Annotated in this window: 18 protein-coding genes; 8 read left to right on the top strand and 10 right to left on the bottom strand. The window is 46.8% G+C overall.

All coding sequences use genetic code 11. From position 1 onward, the window contains the following. Positions 1–256 precede the first annotated feature (256 nt). From VC28_RS04515 to VC28_RS04505, 3 genes are all read right to left on the bottom strand, one after another. Complete coding sequence (locus tag VC28_RS04515) at positions 257–1,207, bottom strand: HAAS signaling domain-containing protein (protein ID WP_156184282.1); 951 nt, start codon at positions 1,205–1,207, stop codon at positions 257–259. Then, complete coding sequence (locus tag VC28_RS04510; protein ID WP_049629598.1) at positions 1,191–1,535, bottom strand: PadR family transcriptional regulator; 345 nt, start codon at positions 1,533–1,535, stop codon at positions 1,191–1,193. The genes VC28_RS04515 and VC28_RS04510 overlap by 17 nt, the downstream gene beginning before the upstream one ends. Before the next feature lie 190 nt (positions 1,536–1,725). Then, positions 1,726–2,481 (bottom strand): phytanoyl-CoA dioxygenase family protein, encoded by a 756-nt coding sequence (locus VC28_RS04505; RefSeq protein WP_082191406.1) that lies wholly within the window; start codon positions 2,479–2,481, stop codon positions 1,726–1,728. Between the two features lie 149 nt (positions 2,482–2,630). On the opposite strand from VC28_RS04505, the gene VC28_RS04500 reads away from it, so the two are divergent. Together VC28_RS04500 and VC28_RS04495 are read left to right on the top strand one after the other, a co-directional pair. After that, the gene (locus tag VC28_RS04500) at positions 2,631–3,527 is read left to right on the top strand and encodes an adenylate/guanylate cyclase domain-containing protein (RefSeq protein WP_049629596.1); all 897 of its coding nucleotides are present in this window, start codon (positions 2,631–2,633) and stop codon (positions 3,525–3,527) included. Positions 3,528–3,553: 26 nt separating this feature from the next. Next, positions 3,554–4,027, top strand: a complete 474-nt coding sequence (locus VC28_RS04495) for an RDD family protein (RefSeq protein WP_231591648.1) — start codon at positions 3,554–3,556, stop codon at positions 4,025–4,027. Here VC28_RS04495 and VC28_RS04490 read toward each other — a convergent pair whose 3' ends face one another. Genes VC28_RS04490 through lptF form a run of 3 tightly spaced genes read right to left on the bottom strand, consistent with a single transcriptional unit; the run spans position 4,028 to position 7,275 of the window. Continuing rightward, positions 4,028–5,119, bottom strand: coding sequence for an acyltransferase family protein (locus VC28_RS04490; protein WP_049629594.1), 1,092 nt, complete (start codon positions 5,117–5,119; stop codon positions 4,028–4,030). Between the two features lie 4 nt (positions 5,120–5,123). Continuing rightward, the gene (lptG, locus tag VC28_RS04485) at positions 5,124–6,182 is read right to left on the bottom strand and encodes an LPS export ABC transporter permease LptG (protein WP_049629593.1); all 1,059 of its coding nucleotides are present in this window, start codon (positions 6,180–6,182) and stop codon (positions 5,124–5,126) included. After that, positions 6,175–7,275, bottom strand: coding sequence for an LPS export ABC transporter permease LptF (gene lptF, locus VC28_RS04480; protein ID WP_049629592.1), 1,101 nt, complete (start codon positions 7,273–7,275; stop codon positions 6,175–6,177). The genes lptG and lptF overlap by 8 nt, the downstream gene beginning before the upstream one ends. 247 nt (positions 7,276–7,522) lie before the next feature. Here lptF and VC28_RS04475 point away from each other — a divergent pair, with 247 nt between their 5' ends. The 3 genes from VC28_RS04475 (at position 7,523) to VC28_RS04465 (ending at position 10,249) form a co-directional block, all read left to right on the top strand. Further along, positions 7,523–9,088 carry a leucyl aminopeptidase gene (locus VC28_RS04475; RefSeq protein WP_197085482.1) on the top strand — a complete coding sequence of 522 codons (1,566 nt, stop codon included), beginning with the start codon at positions 7,523–7,525 and terminating at the stop codon, positions 9,086–9,088. A 2-nt stretch (positions 9,089–9,090) separates the two neighbouring features. Further along, a complete protein-coding gene (locus VC28_RS04470; protein WP_049629591.1) occupies positions 9,091–9,510 on the top strand; it encodes a DNA polymerase III subunit chi in 420 nt (139 codons plus the stop codon). Between the two features lie 76 nt (positions 9,511–9,586). Next, positions 9,587–10,249 carry a hypothetical protein gene (locus tag VC28_RS04465; protein WP_049629590.1) on the top strand — a complete coding sequence of 221 codons (663 nt, stop codon included), beginning with the start codon at positions 9,587–9,589 and terminating at the stop codon, positions 10,247–10,249. A gap of 2 nt (positions 10,250–10,251) precedes the next feature. Here VC28_RS04465 and VC28_RS04460 read toward each other — a convergent pair whose 3' ends face one another. After that, entirely contained in the window at positions 10,252–11,457 is a 1,206-nt protein-coding gene (locus VC28_RS04460) for a sugar efflux transporter (RefSeq protein WP_231591647.1), read from the bottom strand. 162 nt (positions 11,458–11,619) lie between these two features. Between VC28_RS04460 and VC28_RS04455 the strand changes: the two genes are divergently transcribed. Both VC28_RS04455 and ylqF read left to right on the top strand, forming a co-directional pair. Continuing rightward, positions 11,620–11,937: a hypothetical protein gene (locus tag VC28_RS04455; protein ID WP_049629588.1), complete on the top strand. Its 318-nt coding sequence runs from the start codon at positions 11,620–11,622 to the stop codon at positions 11,935–11,937. A 27-nt stretch (positions 11,938–11,964) separates the two neighbouring features. After that, on the top strand, positions 11,965–12,903 hold the full coding sequence (gene ylqF / locus VC28_RS04450; RefSeq protein WP_049629587.1) for a ribosome biogenesis GTPase YlqF: 939 nt from the start codon (positions 11,965–11,967) through the stop codon (positions 12,901–12,903). 35 nt (positions 12,904–12,938) lie between these two features. On the opposite strand, the gene VC28_RS04445 is transcribed toward ylqF, so the two are convergent. From VC28_RS04445 to VC28_RS04435, 3 genes are all read right to left on the bottom strand, one after another. Next, positions 12,939–13,877, bottom strand: coding sequence for a DUF4380 domain-containing protein (locus VC28_RS04445; RefSeq protein WP_049629586.1), 939 nt, complete (start codon positions 13,875–13,877; stop codon positions 12,939–12,941). A gap of 134 nt (positions 13,878–14,011) precedes the next feature. After that, the gene (gene trxA, locus VC28_RS04440; RefSeq protein ID WP_369799013.1) at positions 14,012–14,872 is read right to left on the bottom strand and encodes a thioredoxin; all 861 of its coding nucleotides are present in this window, start codon (positions 14,870–14,872) and stop codon (positions 14,012–14,014) included. Positions 14,873–14,877: 5 nt separating this feature from the next. Continuing rightward, positions 14,878–15,411 (bottom strand): YaeQ family protein, encoded by a 534-nt coding sequence (locus VC28_RS04435; protein WP_049629585.1) that lies wholly within the window; start codon positions 15,409–15,411, stop codon positions 14,878–14,880. A 55-nt stretch (positions 15,412–15,466) separates the two neighbouring features. Here VC28_RS04435 and VC28_RS04430 point away from each other — a divergent pair, with 55 nt between their 5' ends. Beyond that, positions 15,467–16,294: an RluA family pseudouridine synthase gene (locus VC28_RS04430; protein WP_197085481.1), complete on the top strand. Its 828-nt coding sequence runs from the start codon at positions 15,467–15,469 to the stop codon at positions 16,292–16,294. Positions 16,295–16,330 lie beyond the last annotated feature (36 nt).

Raw genomic sequence — 16,330 nt, 5'->3', positions numbered from 1 at the left:
GTAGTTCTCTGTCTCAACTCTGTGAAGAGTCCGCAATGAATCCGCATTGCGGTGGCCGATTAAGACAGGTTTAGTTTCTACAGAAACAATACCGCGAGCGTTCGCTTGGTATCGGTTTGCTAAAAATTTTTGGTTTGGCTGGTTTGCGGCATCCGAACACCGCAAACCAGTTCACACTCACTTACGTTCTTATTACAAAATCAGTCCCACTTTTGTTTTTAGTCAGCTTTATCGCGCCATATTGTCTAAATGCAAATTAACGCGACAACTGCCAAGCGCGATATAGCCTCCAGCCAGTCATAAACAACAACCACATGCCCACCCAGAAAAGGCCTACGCCTATGACTTGATTGCCAATACCCGGAAGATCCACTCGCTCTGACAAAGGGTTGCCGGTATCCACAATAATTTGCGGGGCTCTGCTCAGGATTAAAAGAATTACCGCACTCGCCAGATTAATCAGCGCATCCAACACCAACTTGGGTACCGTCCAATAGCGATACACAAGGTTCCATAACCCTGACAGCAGTGAAATAATCAGAATGACAGACAACCAGGGAATCCAATGCTCCACCTCAGGAGTAAACCTCACCACCAGATCGGCCTGTTTGGCAGAAGGCATCCATAACGCATAGTTGAGCAGTAACAAGAAAAATAAATCCGTTGTGAAATCGACACTTTGCTCGCATGCACTGATTCTCTGCCAAGGGCGTGTTACCGGTGGCAGTTTTTCGGGAGCCCAGCATTGGTAGGGATCAAAATAAGGCTTACCACCAATAGGATTGCTCAACAGATAAAACACACCCGTCACCGACGCAAACATCACCAGTGCTTTGCTAAATATCTCGAAGATAAACCCTGCGATCGCGACATTCCCACTGCTTAGAAAGTGCGCACCGAATTGGATAAGGGCAAGAATAAACACCAGTATCAATCCGTAATGCAGTGCTTGTTTATACAGCGGAAACAACTCCGTGCTGACCAATTGTTGCCCTGTCAAAAAGCTCCCCGCTACTTTTTGCGGATGCCCAAGATCTTTCAACACAGCAGATACTTCCGCCTCTGTCGCTTCACGCCCCTGCTCTTCTGCAACCGCTTCAAGCTTGTCGAGAATATTGGAGCGCAACTCGCGGGTAATTTCATCGCGACGGCTTTCCGGCAGTGCTTGTGCCACTGCATTTATATAGCGATCAATGAGTTCCATCATTCACCTCCAAAATTTTGCCTACATGTTGATTCAGTGCCTGCCACTCATTACTCAAACTTTCCAATAACGAGCTCCCCTCCGGTGAGAGCTGGTAATAACGCCGCTCCCGCCCTTCACCTTGCTGCCATTCGCTGGTCAACAAACCCTGATCCGCCAAGCGGCGCACCAAGGGGTAAAGTGTTCCTTCATCTATATCCAATCCAGCATCCTGTAGTTGCTTGCGTAGCGAATATCCGTAATGCGGCTGCCGCAAAGAGCCCAATACCGCCAACACCAAAATCCCCCGCCGCAGCTCCTGCCGAAGCTTCTCAAACTGTTCATCTGACATACTGTGCTCCACATACTATGCAATACACAGTAATTACTATGCACCACACAGTAAGTAATTGCAAGTGAATTGTGGATGTTTTTTCAGCAGCAATAGTGTTCAAGAGATCCAGGTGGACAAAAACAAAAAAAGCGCAATCACCTGATTACGCTTTTTTGTGTTCTGCTTGCCGCTTTGGGAAAGGGGAAAACTAATCTATCAACAGCTCTGGTTGCGATGTAGAGCGCGTGCCCGGTTTTGGGGGATTGTCTGCCGAGCGATAGGTAAACACCATCGAAAACTTGGTGTTATCCGTCGTATTTTTGCCTGCTGCATGGAAAAGATTGCTGTGGAATAACAACAAATCGCCCTGCCTCAGCGGCACCGCAATCGCTTGCTGCAATATGCTTTCATTTTTTTGAATATCAGTTTTAAGGAATTGCTTTTCATCAAGCTGGTCTGCGTCTATCTCTACCTTATGCGATCCGGGAATCACCCACAAACAACCATTTTCAGCCTGTTCATTACCCAGCGCCAACCATGCCGACACCAGATCAGCGCGGGCAAAATTCCAGTAACGGCTATCGCGATGCCATCCGGTTATACTGGAAAACGCGGGTTGCTTTGTCATGATGCAGTTGTGGTGCGCTTGCGATAAATACACGGTTGCGCCCAATAATTGATGCAACACCACACTGAGTGGCTGACCTGTTGCCCAAGCGCGCAAATCCGGATTTCGCGCTGTTGCCATCAACAACCGCCGTGCAGTTGCACCACCTTCTGCAGCGCGTGATGCAGGTGCCCCCGGATACTGAACATCCGCCTCAAATTCTATTGGCATTACTTGCTTATGTAACTCACCAAGGGCAAAAGCCACTACCTCATCGCAAAACTGCGCTGTAGAAAACGCAGGTAAAACCAAATAGCCGTTGGTTTTAAATTCAAGAATTTGGTGTGGGGTCAACATCGGTGAGACACTCATTGCCGCAAAAATAAGTGCGCAAATTTAACAACTTGTGAAGTCTTGTGAAAGGACAATATGAGCTATAGGCACATGCAGGCAAAGTGCTTATCATACGCAACCTTACCCTTCCATCGTCATAGGCCATAGATTGCATGAGCCAGCGCAGCCAACACCAAGCAATTATGTTTGCCGATGTCTCCGGCAGCTCTGCCCTTTATAAAAGGCTTGGCAACACACAAGCCAAAGCCATTATCGATGAAACCGTGCAATTCATGACGGCCATTACCATCGTCCATGAAGGTACAGTCGTTAAAACCATTGGCGATGAAATTATGGCGCGCTTTAATGAGAGCACGCAGGCTTGCGAAGCAGCTATTGCCATTCAACAACGCGCAATCAAAGAGCCCCGCCTTAAAGATCTTGGTATACGTATTGGCATCGCCTGCGGCGAGGTACTGATCACCAGCGATGACGTATTTGGCGATATTGTCAACGATGCAGCCTATGTCGCACACATCGCACGTGCCAACCAAATTGTCGTTACGCAAGCCGTTGTCGATACGCTGGAAGATTCACTGCGCCGCGACTGCCAAATGTTTGATCGTATCAACATCAAAGGTGAGACCGAAAAGACGCTGATCTATCGCCTTGAATGGCAACATTCAGGTAAAGAAAATCGTGCAACCATGGTGATGCCTATACATGACGTCACCCGTTTTGTTGATAAATTCCAATTGGAATTATCTGTAAACGATAAAAAAATTGCGCTTCTGCCCGAACAAACGCCATTTCAAATTGGCCGCGATCCAAACAAATCACAATTGTTAATTGAAAACGATCTGGCATCGCGCGAGCACTGTCATATTGAATTCCGGCGCGGCAAATATGTGCTGATTGATCACTCCACCAACGGCACCTACGTTTATAGCGATGAGCAACCGCCCATCTATTTGCGCCGCGAAGAATTACCACTACAAGGCAGTGGTTATATCGGCCTTGGCCAAACTGTTACCGCAGATAGCCCTTGGGCTTTGCACTTCACGTTGTAATGTTGCTCTCCCAGCGAATCTATTTTATGAATTCAACACCGCAATACGCCACACCCAGCCTACTCCGCCGTTTTGCTGCAATGGTTTATGACTCATTACTATTGATGGCCGTCAGCATTTTATACGGTGCAGTCACTACCGGGATTAATGTTGCGATTAATGGAACACCCACAATGGGAGCGCGCATCAGCTGGGGAATGTGGGGTTGGATCGTGTTTGCAGGTTGGATTGTGACAATCGGATTCTTTTTTTGTTATTTCTGGCACAAGTCCGGCCAAACGTTAGGAATGAAAACCTGGCGAATGAAAATTGTAAATGATTCCGATCTCAACACGCCCGATTACAGCAAGTGCATCATTCGCTGTGTTATTGCTCCATTCTCGCTGCTGTTATTCGGTATTGGTTATTGGCTACTCTATGCCAATCCGGAGCGCCAAACATTACACGACAAAATCAGTAAAACCCGCACCGTACTGTTAGAGAAAGATCCCAAAAAATAATTAACGGATCCGGATTTTTGCTGAAGGCTTTTCAATCAACAACCAGGTGATGTGGGATATCGCCACCGCTACCGCCAAGGCAATCCAGGCACTGCCTAACAATCCCGGCCAAAAAGTCACTAATGCTTTTATCGCTGTGATATGAAAAAGATACAAGCTAAAGCTGATAAAACCAAAATAACGCATCCCTTTCAGCGAAAAAAGGCGAGCCATTACCCCCGTACCACATACACAAGCTAGCAATACCAATCCCCATAACACGCCATATAATAAAAATTGGCGATGAAAATAAGTAATCGATATTTCTTTCCTCAACCACACTTCAGCCAGCAATGGTGTCATCAACACAATTATCGCAAGTGAAAACCAACCGCTCCATTCAGCTATTTTTTGAATAGCAGGCACATTACTCCAGACAGAATGTTTCCAATGATGAAACACGACAGCCAATGTCGATCCTATTAAAAAGACACACAGATAAGGCCCCAGATGCGGGGAGTTCAGTGGCACGCTCGCCTGCGGCCACAACAGCTGCGTTCCTGCAATTAATGCGACTGACACAACCAATGAAAGCCATATACGGTCTTTTAAAACATAAACATAAAGTGCTGCTACAAATGGCAAAACAAAGTAATAACGAAATTCAACCGGAATACTCCATGTAACAGAGTAGCCTTTTTGCAGCAGCAAATGATCAACAAGCTCAGACCATGTCAGTGCAAATGGAATTCCGCCAAGCGGAGTTGATATATGAAAGCGAACAACTAACCATGTTGCCAACAAGCAGGTCAGTAAATAAAAGAAGAATAACGGATAAATGCGAAAAAAACGGCGCGTAAAATAGTTAGCAAGTGCACGAGGTTTGAAAGCAGCTTGCCTGTTTTCTAAAAATGGCAAGGTCAGTAAAAAAGCACTCAGCAAGAAAAATAAATACACCCCGCTCTTACCAATACCTGACAAATCCAGCCTGGGAAACAAATCCATATTGTTTTTACTGGCGTGACTGACAAACACCATCAATACCGCCAATCCGCGCAAACCGTCCAACGCATCTATCTGGAAGCGGCTATCCGATAATTCCCGACCTTGCATAAAATCAACGCGCCCTATTGAGCAAATAAATCCCGAGCGTAATGCACAGCAATATAGGAATCATCACAGCAATTAACGGAGGGAAACCAAATACCAGACTCGACGGCCCCAACAATTTTTGCAACAGCACAAAAACAATTCCAAACACCACACCAGTAAAAATACGCTGCCCCATTGTCACGCTGCGCAAAGGACCGAATACGAACGAAATAGCAATTAACACCAAACTGGCTGTGGCAATCGGCTGTAAGAATTTTTGCCAGAATGCCAAACTGTAATTACTGGATTTAAGATTTTGCTCATTCAGGTAATTGGTATAGTAGTGCAGGTTGCGCATGGAAATATCTTCCGGTGCCAACACCAAAATATTGAATAAGTTGGGTGTCAATGGCGTTTCCCAGCGACGTTCGGGAATTTTTTCAATCCGCATAGAATCTTGTTCAAGATGGGTAATAGATATGTCTTTTTCTTGCCAATATCCCTGATGATAAACCGCCTCTTTTGTAAAACTTGCTGATTCCAATTGGTGTTGATCATTAAAGTGATAACGCGTCAAACCATAAATAACACCATTAGGCAGTACCGCACTCACATACATAAATTCATTGCCTTCACGGTTCCACATTTTTTGTGGCGCTTGTTGGGTCACATTGTATTTTAAAAAATGCCGACGGTTATCCGCCATTTGCTCGGTATAAGGCGCAACAAATTCACCCAGCATTAATGCAATCACAATAAACACCAACGCCGGACGCAGTGCAATCCAGGCAATGCGCTTTACCGATACGCCAGCAGCTCGCACTATGACAAGCTCACTGGTGCTGGCAAGCAACCCTAATCCCGCCAAACAACCAATCAGGCATGAATAAGGAATCAGGTCATACAACCGGCGTGGCACTGTTAATGCCATGTAATAAAACGCTTCCAATGCTGTATAGGTTTCAGTGACTTTTTCCAGTTGGCCAATCAAGCCAAACACAAAATCCAGCGAAATAAATACCAAGAGTGTTAGCGCAATTGCAAAAAAAACTGTGCGCGAGATATAAGCCGTAATTTTACGCATGGGCAACCCTCATTGTTTTGGTGCGAGGCTGCAATAACACCTGCCAATTAAGCATTAATAATGCGATCAGTAAAAATGGAATATGCACAACCCAAACGCCTAACCACACAGGCAAATCGCCCTCGGCAATTGCTCCGCGCGCATTGATTAAAAACGAGAGATAAAAAACATAAATCAAAATAGCAGGCAGCATTTTTAAATAACGCCCCTGACGTGGATTGGTTTTACTCAGTGGCACCGCGAGTAAAGTGGCAATCAATACCATCAGCGGCATCGATATCCGCCACTGCAAGGTCGCTTTGCTTTCGGTATCGTCAGCCGCCAATAGTTGGGCCGTTGTTTTGGCATCTGCCTCACTTTCAAACTCCGCCACGCTGGTTGTTGGTGGCAAATATCTACCCCATTCACTAAACCGGGTTATCTTAAATTCACTGGTACCAGGCCGACCTTCGTAACGGTGTCCATTGTGCAATACCAGATAACGCTGGCCATAATCCGCTCTGTAGGCTTGCTCACCAGTTTCTGCGATAACAATTGTGGAATTTGCCTGACCGTCTTGCTGGGCAACGAATACTTTTTCAAGACGCTTATTGTCATCACTTACCTGTTCCACATACGTCATGATTCGCCCTTGTCCAATCGCCTGAAAGCGCCCTTCTTGCAAGCTTTCAAATTCACTGCGATTGCGCTGCTCTGCTAATGTCTGTTCGGTAAGTTGAGCGCCCAACGGGCTTAACCAAAAGCTGAACGCAGCAACAATAAGTGCAACAAGTGCCGCGGGGATTAACGTAACACCGATCAACTGCCATTGACTCATGCCGGTCGCCGATAGCACTACCATTTCACTTTCGATGTACATTCTTCCATAGGTCAGCAGAATTGCCAGATAAAATCCCAAAGGCAAAATCAACTCCAGCAAGTTGGGCATACGGTAGGCAATGATTGTAAACAGCACATCCACTGCGAGTTTTCCCTGTGCTGCATCATCAAGATAATCACTGAATTTTCCTGACAGGAAGATGGTGAGTAACACAGCCGTCACTGCCAGACTGGTGATCAATAAATCACGCGAGAGATATCGAAAAATAATCAAAATAATAATCCTGATATGAGACCTGAAACCCTGCCATGCTCAAAACTTATCCAACAGCACAACACAGCTTGTGAAAACGATCAATCGAGATAAAAACATACGGGGTAAGTGACACAAACCAAATGACATGGTTCCGGTTCAGATTGAATTTTGCCGCCATACCCCACGCGAATTGTGGCATTATCACGTACAGCGCCCGTTTTGTCTTGAGCGAATTTTTCCCTGTATTCTTCACCAAGGATTACTTATGACTGCCGCCAAAGCCACCACCAAAAAAGCCTCAGAGAAGCCAGCCAAGTCTGCCAATACCAACAACAATCTTATCCAGTTTTCTACCAAAGTACTTGACCCGGTGAAACACGCTACCCAATGTCTGGTTGTAGGGTGCTATGAGGGCATAAAACTTTCAGCCTCAGCCAGCGCAGTGAATGCTGCCGATGCCCAACAGGTAGAAGCTCTACTCAAGCGCGAAGGTTTTCAGGGTAAAACCGGGCAAAGCCTGTTGCTATTAAACCCGCAAGGCATTGCTGCGGAACGCTTGCTAGTGCTGGGAGTAGGAACGCCTAAAGATGGCAATATCAGCGCCGACAATTTCCGCAAAGCGATTCAAAAAATAAGCGAAGCATTGCGCCCAACACCTTGCACCGAGATTACCTTGGCACTCGCTGAAATCAGCGTCGCCGATCAGTCGGTTGAATGGCAAGCGCGGCAGGTCGCAGAGAGCCTGAGCCTTTTGGATTACCGTGCTGACAAATTAAAAAGCAAACCAGCCGATATCAGCCTGAAGCTGAAAAAAGTCATCTTTGGTGCGACCAAAGCACAAGCAACAGGAGCAACGAAAGGATTGCTACTCGGCCAAGCCATCGCCAAAGGCGTTAATCTTGCGCGTGAATTAGGCGATTTACCCGGCAATATCTGTACCCCAACCTATCTTGCCAATGAAGCCAAACGGCTCGCTCACAAGCAAGCAAAGCTGAGTGTGAATGTACTTGAAGAAAAACAAATGAAAGAGCTTGGCATGGGCTCACTCTTGTCCGTTGCAGCCGGTAGCGACCAACCTGCCAAACTCATCGTATTGGAATACAAAGGCGGCACCAAGAAGCAAGCACCTATCGCCCTGGTAGGAAAAGGCATCACTTTTGATACCGGCGGCATCAGCCTCAAGCCTGGCGCAGGCATGGATGAAATGAAATACGATATGTGCGGTGCAGCCAGCGTACTGGGCACCATCCAAACACTGCTGGAGCTGCAATTACCCATCAACGTTGTTGGTGTTATTGCAGCATCTGAAAATATGCCGAACGGCAGTGCAACCAAACCCGGTGACATAGTGACCTCTATGTCGGGCCAAACCATTGAAATTCTGAACACCGATGCCGAAGGCCGCTTGGTGCTGTGCGATGCGCTCACCTACACCGAGCGCTTCAAACCCAAAGCAGTGGTTGATATCGCAACACTCACAGGTGCTTGCGTGATTGCACTCGGCAATCACGCAACCGGCCTCTTCAGTAACAATGATGAGCTCGCCAAAGCCCTTCTGAAAGCGGGCGATGAAGCAGCCGACCGCGCATGGCATATGCCATTGTGGGACGACTATCAAAAACAACTCGACAGCAATTTTGCCGACATGGCTAACATCGGCGGCCGCGAGGCTGGTAGCGTGACTGCTGCTTGCTTCCTTTCGCGCTTCGCCAAAAAGTTTCCTTGGGCGCATCTGGATATCGCAGGCACAGCCTGGCGCTCCGGTGGTGCCAAAGGTGCGACTGGCCGCCCGGTTTCCATGCTTGTGCAATATTTATTGAATCAGGTTTGACTGTGACGCAAGTTGATTTTTATATCCTGCCGGAAACAACCAGCGATGCACGCTGGTTGTTCGCCTGCCGTTTGACCGACAAAGCCCACCGCATGGGAATGCGGGTATTGGTGGCCATGGATACTGAAGCGGAGGCGCGCCAGTTTGATGAGCTGCTGTGGACGTTCAAACCTGAAAGTTTTATCCCTCATCAGCTGATTAATTCAGGTAAACCCTCACCGGTAGAGATCACCTACAACGCTGAAGCTGGCGATCATCAAGGTTTGTTGCTTAACTTGAGCAAGACAATACCAACCTATTTCAGCCGCTTTGCTCGTCTGGCAGAGGTTGTTATACAGGAACCAGCTATGTTGGCTGCCAGCCGTGAACGCTTCAGCTTTTATAAAAGCCGCGGCTACCCGATTGAAACCAGAAAACTGTAATCTAGCCATGCGACGCAAACTGGGCGAGCAATAACGAAATACCCTCGCGCGAAAAATGTGATGGAAGGCAAATCAGATGACCAATACACATAAAACCAAAGCTGAAATTTTGCAGGAGCTGGAATCCATCAAAGGGTTATTGCTGGAGGAGGATGACATCCCCATTTTGCAAGAACTGGAGGCAGATGAATGGCAAGCAGACGCGCAGCTTCCAGAAAACCCCTTTGCACCACCATCCCATTCTTTTACTCAACACGAATCGGTTTTACCTGGCCAAGGATCATTATTCGATGACACCGATGCGGCAGCAAAAAATACAGTGCACACTAGCGCGCACTCACACCACAGTCATCAAGAACACAGCAATTTTCAAGAGCAGAAAAGGCACGGTTTTGCATCTCATTTACACCCACAACATCAGAATACAAAACCTGCACAAAACGCGATAACAACCAAACCGCTAGCCAAAGCGAGCGGCGAAAACCCGTTTTTACCCCAGCATATTCGCGAGCGTTTACACGGCAATAATCCACCGCCCTTGTTTGAATATGAGACAGCTAAAAAAATTATCAGCGCGACAAAAAATATCGCACATAAAACTAACAAGCCACGCCAGCATTTAATCGATGAGGTAATAACCGCAATGATGCCGCAAATCGAATCTGAATTGCGCCACCGGTTGTTTGCAATGAGCGTCGAGGATCTGGAAAAACTGCTTAACGAAGATGAAGACTTATAAAACTATGGTGTAACAGCCGGGGTTAAATCGCGAGAACTTTTGACTTTGCCGAACACCCACAATGCAATTACAACCAATAGGATATTAACTAAAAACACCTGATGATAACCGTAAAAATCGGCGACCAGCCCTACCATCAAACTACTCAGTAAATTACCGGCATGTGTGGTGTTGGTGTAAAGCGCAGAAGCACCACCAGATCGACCTGGCATCAAATCCTGAATGACAGACACACCCAACCCCGCCAGCACGCCAATAAAAATGGCATTGAAAATTTGCAGTATGAACAGATGCCACAACTCACTCGCAAGATAGACACCGACATACAGCAACAAGGCGGCAACAGCAGCGCAGCGGATCAAATTAATCAATCGAAAACGGCTTGCGTAATAACCGGCCAATAACATAAAAGGCACCTCCAACGCTGCCGTTGTTCCCATCACCCAGCCCATCCACTGCGGTGCAAACTGCAAATTATCTTTCAGGTGAATAGGCAGGCTGATCAGGTAGGCGTTATTCACACCCCACATCAATGAAAATGCAATTGCACACAACACAAGTGATTGCTTAATGGCAGGTGTTAACGAGGGTAATTGCGCGGGATTATCATCAAGCGAAACCTGTTTTTTGGATAAGCGCGGAAGCAATTTCAGAGAGGCAAGCGCCACCACAAAATACAAACCACCCGCCACCGTATAATTCACCGCAAAACTCCAATAGGTCGCCAGAAAAAATCCTAGCGGCGGCCCGGCAACCCACGCAAAGGCAATTTGCGCACGCATAATCGCATTGAATAATGGGATGCGTTCAAGAGGAATTTCCGCTTCGGCATAATCAAGGCTAAACGCCATAATTTGCGAAAAAGATACCATCGACAAACTCAGCAAAAACACCGCCGTCAGTGCCACAACAAGATAATCACGTGATACCGCAAAAACCGCACAGGCTAGTACACCCAACACACAGCACAGAACAATTAACGGGCGACGGTCTTTAAGTTTATCGGACCAATGACCGAGCCAATGGTTATAAACAATACTTGCTACAGCAATCCCTGCAAATGCCAACCCAACCAACAATGGCCGGGCACCAATTTCAGACGCGAGGAATAGACTGAACGTTGGCAATACCAAAGCGCCCACCAATCCGGCAATAAAAAACAACAAATACATGCCAAGGGCAATGGGGCGAAATAATGGTGAAGACACAAGTACGACCACATGGAAAAAATGGACGAACATAATAACCGAAACCGGTTACAGCCGGCAGGCATCTCCCCACCAAACTCAATACCCCCCGAATCTCCAACATCAGGCTTGGAAATACCAGTTTCTGTATAATCGCACTCCCTGACCTTGAGGATATACGCCATGCACTGCATCAGTATCCAAATACAACCCAAAAACAGCCGTGATTTTGACCGTGCTGCTTTTTTACAGCGTGTGCGCGATATTCGCTCACCCGAAATCGATGCCATCGAAGAAAAGGGCAAACTCTATTTGAGTTTTAATTTCTTTACCGAATTCCCTGCACAATTGTGGGAAGAACTGCAAAAGTGCCTTTACAAAGATACCCATTACACCAGCGTAATTGCACCGGTATCAGTTGCTATTTGCGAAAGCGAAGAAGACGAAGCCTGCCTATTGCTGCATCATTTTGACACCAGCGAACCCCTGGATAGTTTTTAATATCGCCCTACAAAATTGAGAGCCCTCATGTCTACCATTAATTGGTTCCCCGGTCACATGCACAAGGCGCGCAAAGAAATTGCGGAAGTTATGCCTCATGTGGATGTTGTTATCGAAGTGATTGATGCGCGCATTCCTTTTTCCAGTGAAAACCCACTGGTACCAAGTTTGCGCGGCGACACGCCACTGATTAAATTACTGAACAAAGCCGATTTGGCCGACCCAAACATCACAGCGCTGTGGGTTGAAAAAATGGAACAGGAGAAAGGCGTAAAAGCCCTACCCGTCAGCCAGCAACGGCCTGAGCAGATACGCAATCTACTCAACGTCTGCACCAGCCTTGTCAGCGAACGCCAACGTGAAGTTCGTCCTGCACGCGCGATGATTATGGGAATCCCCAATGTCGGTAAATCCACTATCATCAACACACTGGCAGGCCGCGTCATTGCAAAAACCGGTAATGAAGCCGGTGTTACCAAAGCACAACAAAAAATTAAATTGGACAATGGCATTTTACTGACCGATACACCGGGATTTTTGTGGCCCAAATTATCTCCCCCTTCTTGCGGATACCGTCTGGCCATTACCGGCGCGATAAAAGATACGGTTTTTGATTATGCGGACATCGCTCTTTATGCAGCGGAATATTTGCTGAAAGCCTATCCGGATGCATTAAAAAATCGTTATGGATTAGATGAACTGCCCGAAACCGATTTGGAATTGTTGGACGCAATCGGGATAAAACGCGGCTGCACCCGCAAAGGTGGTGGTGTGGAGATCCAGAAAGTTGCATCGATTTTAATTACCGAGTTGCGCGCAGGTTTACTGGGGCAAATTAGCTGGGAAACACCAGAGATGACCCAACATGAAGTTGAAACTGCCAGAATAGAAGACGAAAAAAAGCGGATCGAAAAAGAAGAAGCTGACCGGATTCGCCGGTTAAAGACCAAAAAAAATCGCCGTTAAGCGGCGATTCTTTTCATGCAGTGCGAACAAATTCGTTACAACAATCCTCGTACATAAGCCGCTAGCGCCTGAGGATTAGGATTGCCGGCTAGCTCCTCCGGCAATTTTTTCACATGCCAGATCACAGTCCAATCCAAATACTCACCGGGCGCTAAAGACACTGACGCACCTTGTTGCTTCATCTCGATAAAAATATGTTCAACGTGAGTAAATATTTCCACTTCGCGCTCACCGTCCGCAATCGCAGCAGGAGGATTATCCGCAAATTCTTTTACCAATAAATAACCGTCATCGATGTATGCCACCCATCCTTCTTTGCCATCTTGCATCGCTTTGTGATGGTCGGTACGGATCTTTTTTGCATCGTAGTCATACCAGGTCAAATCGCCGATGCTTTGCACATCCAAAGGATAAAAAATCCCACTGACAACATCCGTCTCACCGCTAGGATAAAACAAGCTACCCGATGGCGGTAAGCGAGTGACCTCCAAAGGAGCTACATGCTTTGCTTTTGTGCCGTGATTGGTAATGCGATAGGTTACCGCGATACGATCAACGCCGCTGGGCAAATAGGTTTTGGTAAATTGATAGCCGGTTTTTGGATCAACCTCGCTGGTGAGGACAATGCGGTCATCATCAGCGCTCAATTTATAAGGTTTGCTATCAAGAACATCTATGGGTGGCCAACCCCACTCGGTTTGAGGGCTTGACCAAAAGACAGTCCCCCAATCGGTAATCCGATCAAGATCTGCAATTTGCACTAAAAGCTCATGACCATCATATTTGAGCGAAGAAACACGTCCAGCGACTTTGGGCATAATTTCCATACGGATTTTGCCCTGTTTGATATAAATCCGCGAACCGTCCTGTTTGCAAAACTCAGGCAACGAAGCCGCATCCTGACTGCTTTTGCCACATCCGGACAACATCATCACAATGGCCAGGAATGCGATCAGGGAATAGCGTTTACTCATTGTCTATCATAATCCTCTAGCAGCGTTACGCCGCCATTAAGGCCAAGCCCTTACGGGCGCTTGTTACGGTTTTTTTACAGGTCTTTAAGTGTACCCACTTTTGTTCGCATCGACTATTTAACATCGGGTAAAGCCTAGTAAAGCAAGGTAAATAACTTGCGCTGGTATTCAATTGCCAACAGATCAGCCTTACCCAATGCAGCAATAATCGAAGTGAAGGTTTTGCGCGCTTCACCCTCCGCGAAGTTGCGATCTTTGCGCAACACCTCTAATAAGTGCTCCAATGCAGGGCGGTATTGGGACTCCTGATGGTATTGCAACGCAAGCTGGTAACGCACCGATAAATCATGAGGAGCCTCGGCATAGGCGGCCTCAAGCGCCGCCAACTCAGGTGTTTTAGCCGCCTGTTTTTTCAGCATAATCTGCGCTATCAGTTGTTCATACCGGGCATCCTGATCGGCCATTTTGATGTTAGATAACAGCGTTTCTGCTTCATCAAACCGATTTAACTCGATATGGCACTGAGCAATGAGTAACGCGATTGACGGTAACTGTTTTGATGCATCATAAGCGTTGCGCAACAATGGCAAAGCCTCAGCAAACTGCGCTATCGCCATTAATTCCTGAGCTTGCTGAAGCGGTGCCTCCCAAGGTTTAGGCAAATATTTTGCCAACACTTCCCGCACCTGCACTTCAGGCAGCGCACCGGTAAAACCATCAACAGGCTGACCATTTTGCATAATCATTACTGTAGGCAAACTGCGCACACCAAACTGTGAAGAAATCATTTGTTGGTCATCCGCATTGACTTTGGCAAGTAAAAACGCCCCCGCATATTCAGTGGCAAGTTTCTCCAATATCGGCATTAAATTTTTACAGGGACCACACCATTCAGCCCAAAAATCAATCACAACAGGGCGCTGAAAAGACTCATCAATAAGATATTGCTGGGCATTATCCAGCGTGATATCGACAACCGTTAACGGCATAGTCATGTCATTTACTCCAGTTCACGCAAGCTGATCGTCACAGCAGTTGTTGCGTTTGAAACATAAGCGATAGATTCAGTAATAGTGACGCTGAGGTTCATAGTTTTATCAACCAGAGCGACCATCTGTTGCAACTCATCAGGGGAAAAACAATGTATTTCCACTTTGGGTAATGCGCCGATAGCAGCGGAATTGGTTTTCCACCACACGTCCATACCGCGCCCATAGCTGAATACTTTTACTTTCTGCGCTTGGCTGGATGCTTTTTTCAAACGATCCGGGGATGGCTGCCCTACTTCGATCCACTCGAGAATAGTGCCGTTATCGTGTTTTAACCACAAATCCGGCTCATCCATAGAAGACAACCCCTTGGTAAAGGTTAAATTTTCCGCAGCCCGAAAACAAAAGGCTAGAATACGCACCATCATACGTTCGATGGTTTCTGACGGATGCAGAGCAACGGTTAAATTAAAATCACTAAACACTGAGCGATCGACATCTGACAACGCCAGATTCGCTTTATAAATAGTTGCTTTTTCAGCCACAGATACCTCGTTTCAATACCCAGGTTGTTAACCTGATTTTTTAATCCAGCCTTAAATGAGCACGCAGTTTACCAAAATGCCAAACATTTTTGATTTCACCACCACGTCCAGCCAAACCGCAGTGGATTTTCTTGCCGAAAAAACCGGATTACCCAAAGCACGCATTAAAGATGCAATGAATAAAGGTGCTTGCTGGTGGAAGCAAAAAGGCAAATTGCTGCGTTTACGCCGTGCCAGCAAAGACTTACCCGCAGGAACCCGCATACAACTTTACTATGACGAGCAAGTTCTCAGCCGCACTCCTCCAGCCGGGCAATTGATGCTTGATAAAGGCCGCTACAGTATTTGGTACAAACCTCATGGAATGCTGGCACAAGGGTCGCAATGGGGGGACCATTGCAGCTTATTGCGCTGGGTGGAGGTCGAATACAAACGCGAATGCTTTTTAATCCATCGACTTGATGCTGATGCTGCTGGCTTGATGATGATTGCACACGACTCTAAAGCAGCTGCACTGCTATCCCAATTGTTTCAAAGCCGCGATTTAAAAAAATATTACCTTGCACAAGTCACAGGCGAACTCAACGCCACAAACTTACATATCAACCAACCGCTCGATGGCAAAGAATCCATCAGTATCGTAAATACGCTTAGAGTGAACGACAATCACCTATCGACGCTAGTAGAAGTATTAATTGAAACCGGTCGCAAACACCAAATACGCCGTCACCTATCAGGTATAGGCCATCCGATCACAGGTGACCGACTGTACGGCAGCGCAAGCAAAACCCCTTTGCAACTTCTCGCCTATAAACTCGAATTTTGCTGCCCAATCAGCAAACAGCCCATTCAATTAGAACTCCCCAAGCACTTACATTTGTAACAAGACCTGGTTGTTAAAAAAATATAGGCTGGGCTG

Source organism: Cellvibrio sp. pealriver (assembly GCF_001183545.1).
In the GTDB taxonomy this organism is placed as follows: Bacteria; Pseudomonadota; Gammaproteobacteria; order Pseudomonadales; family Cellvibrionaceae; genus Cellvibrio.
The sequence above is the reverse complement of the archived record's forward strand: the minus strand, read 5'-3'. Positions and strand labels throughout refer to the sequence as shown.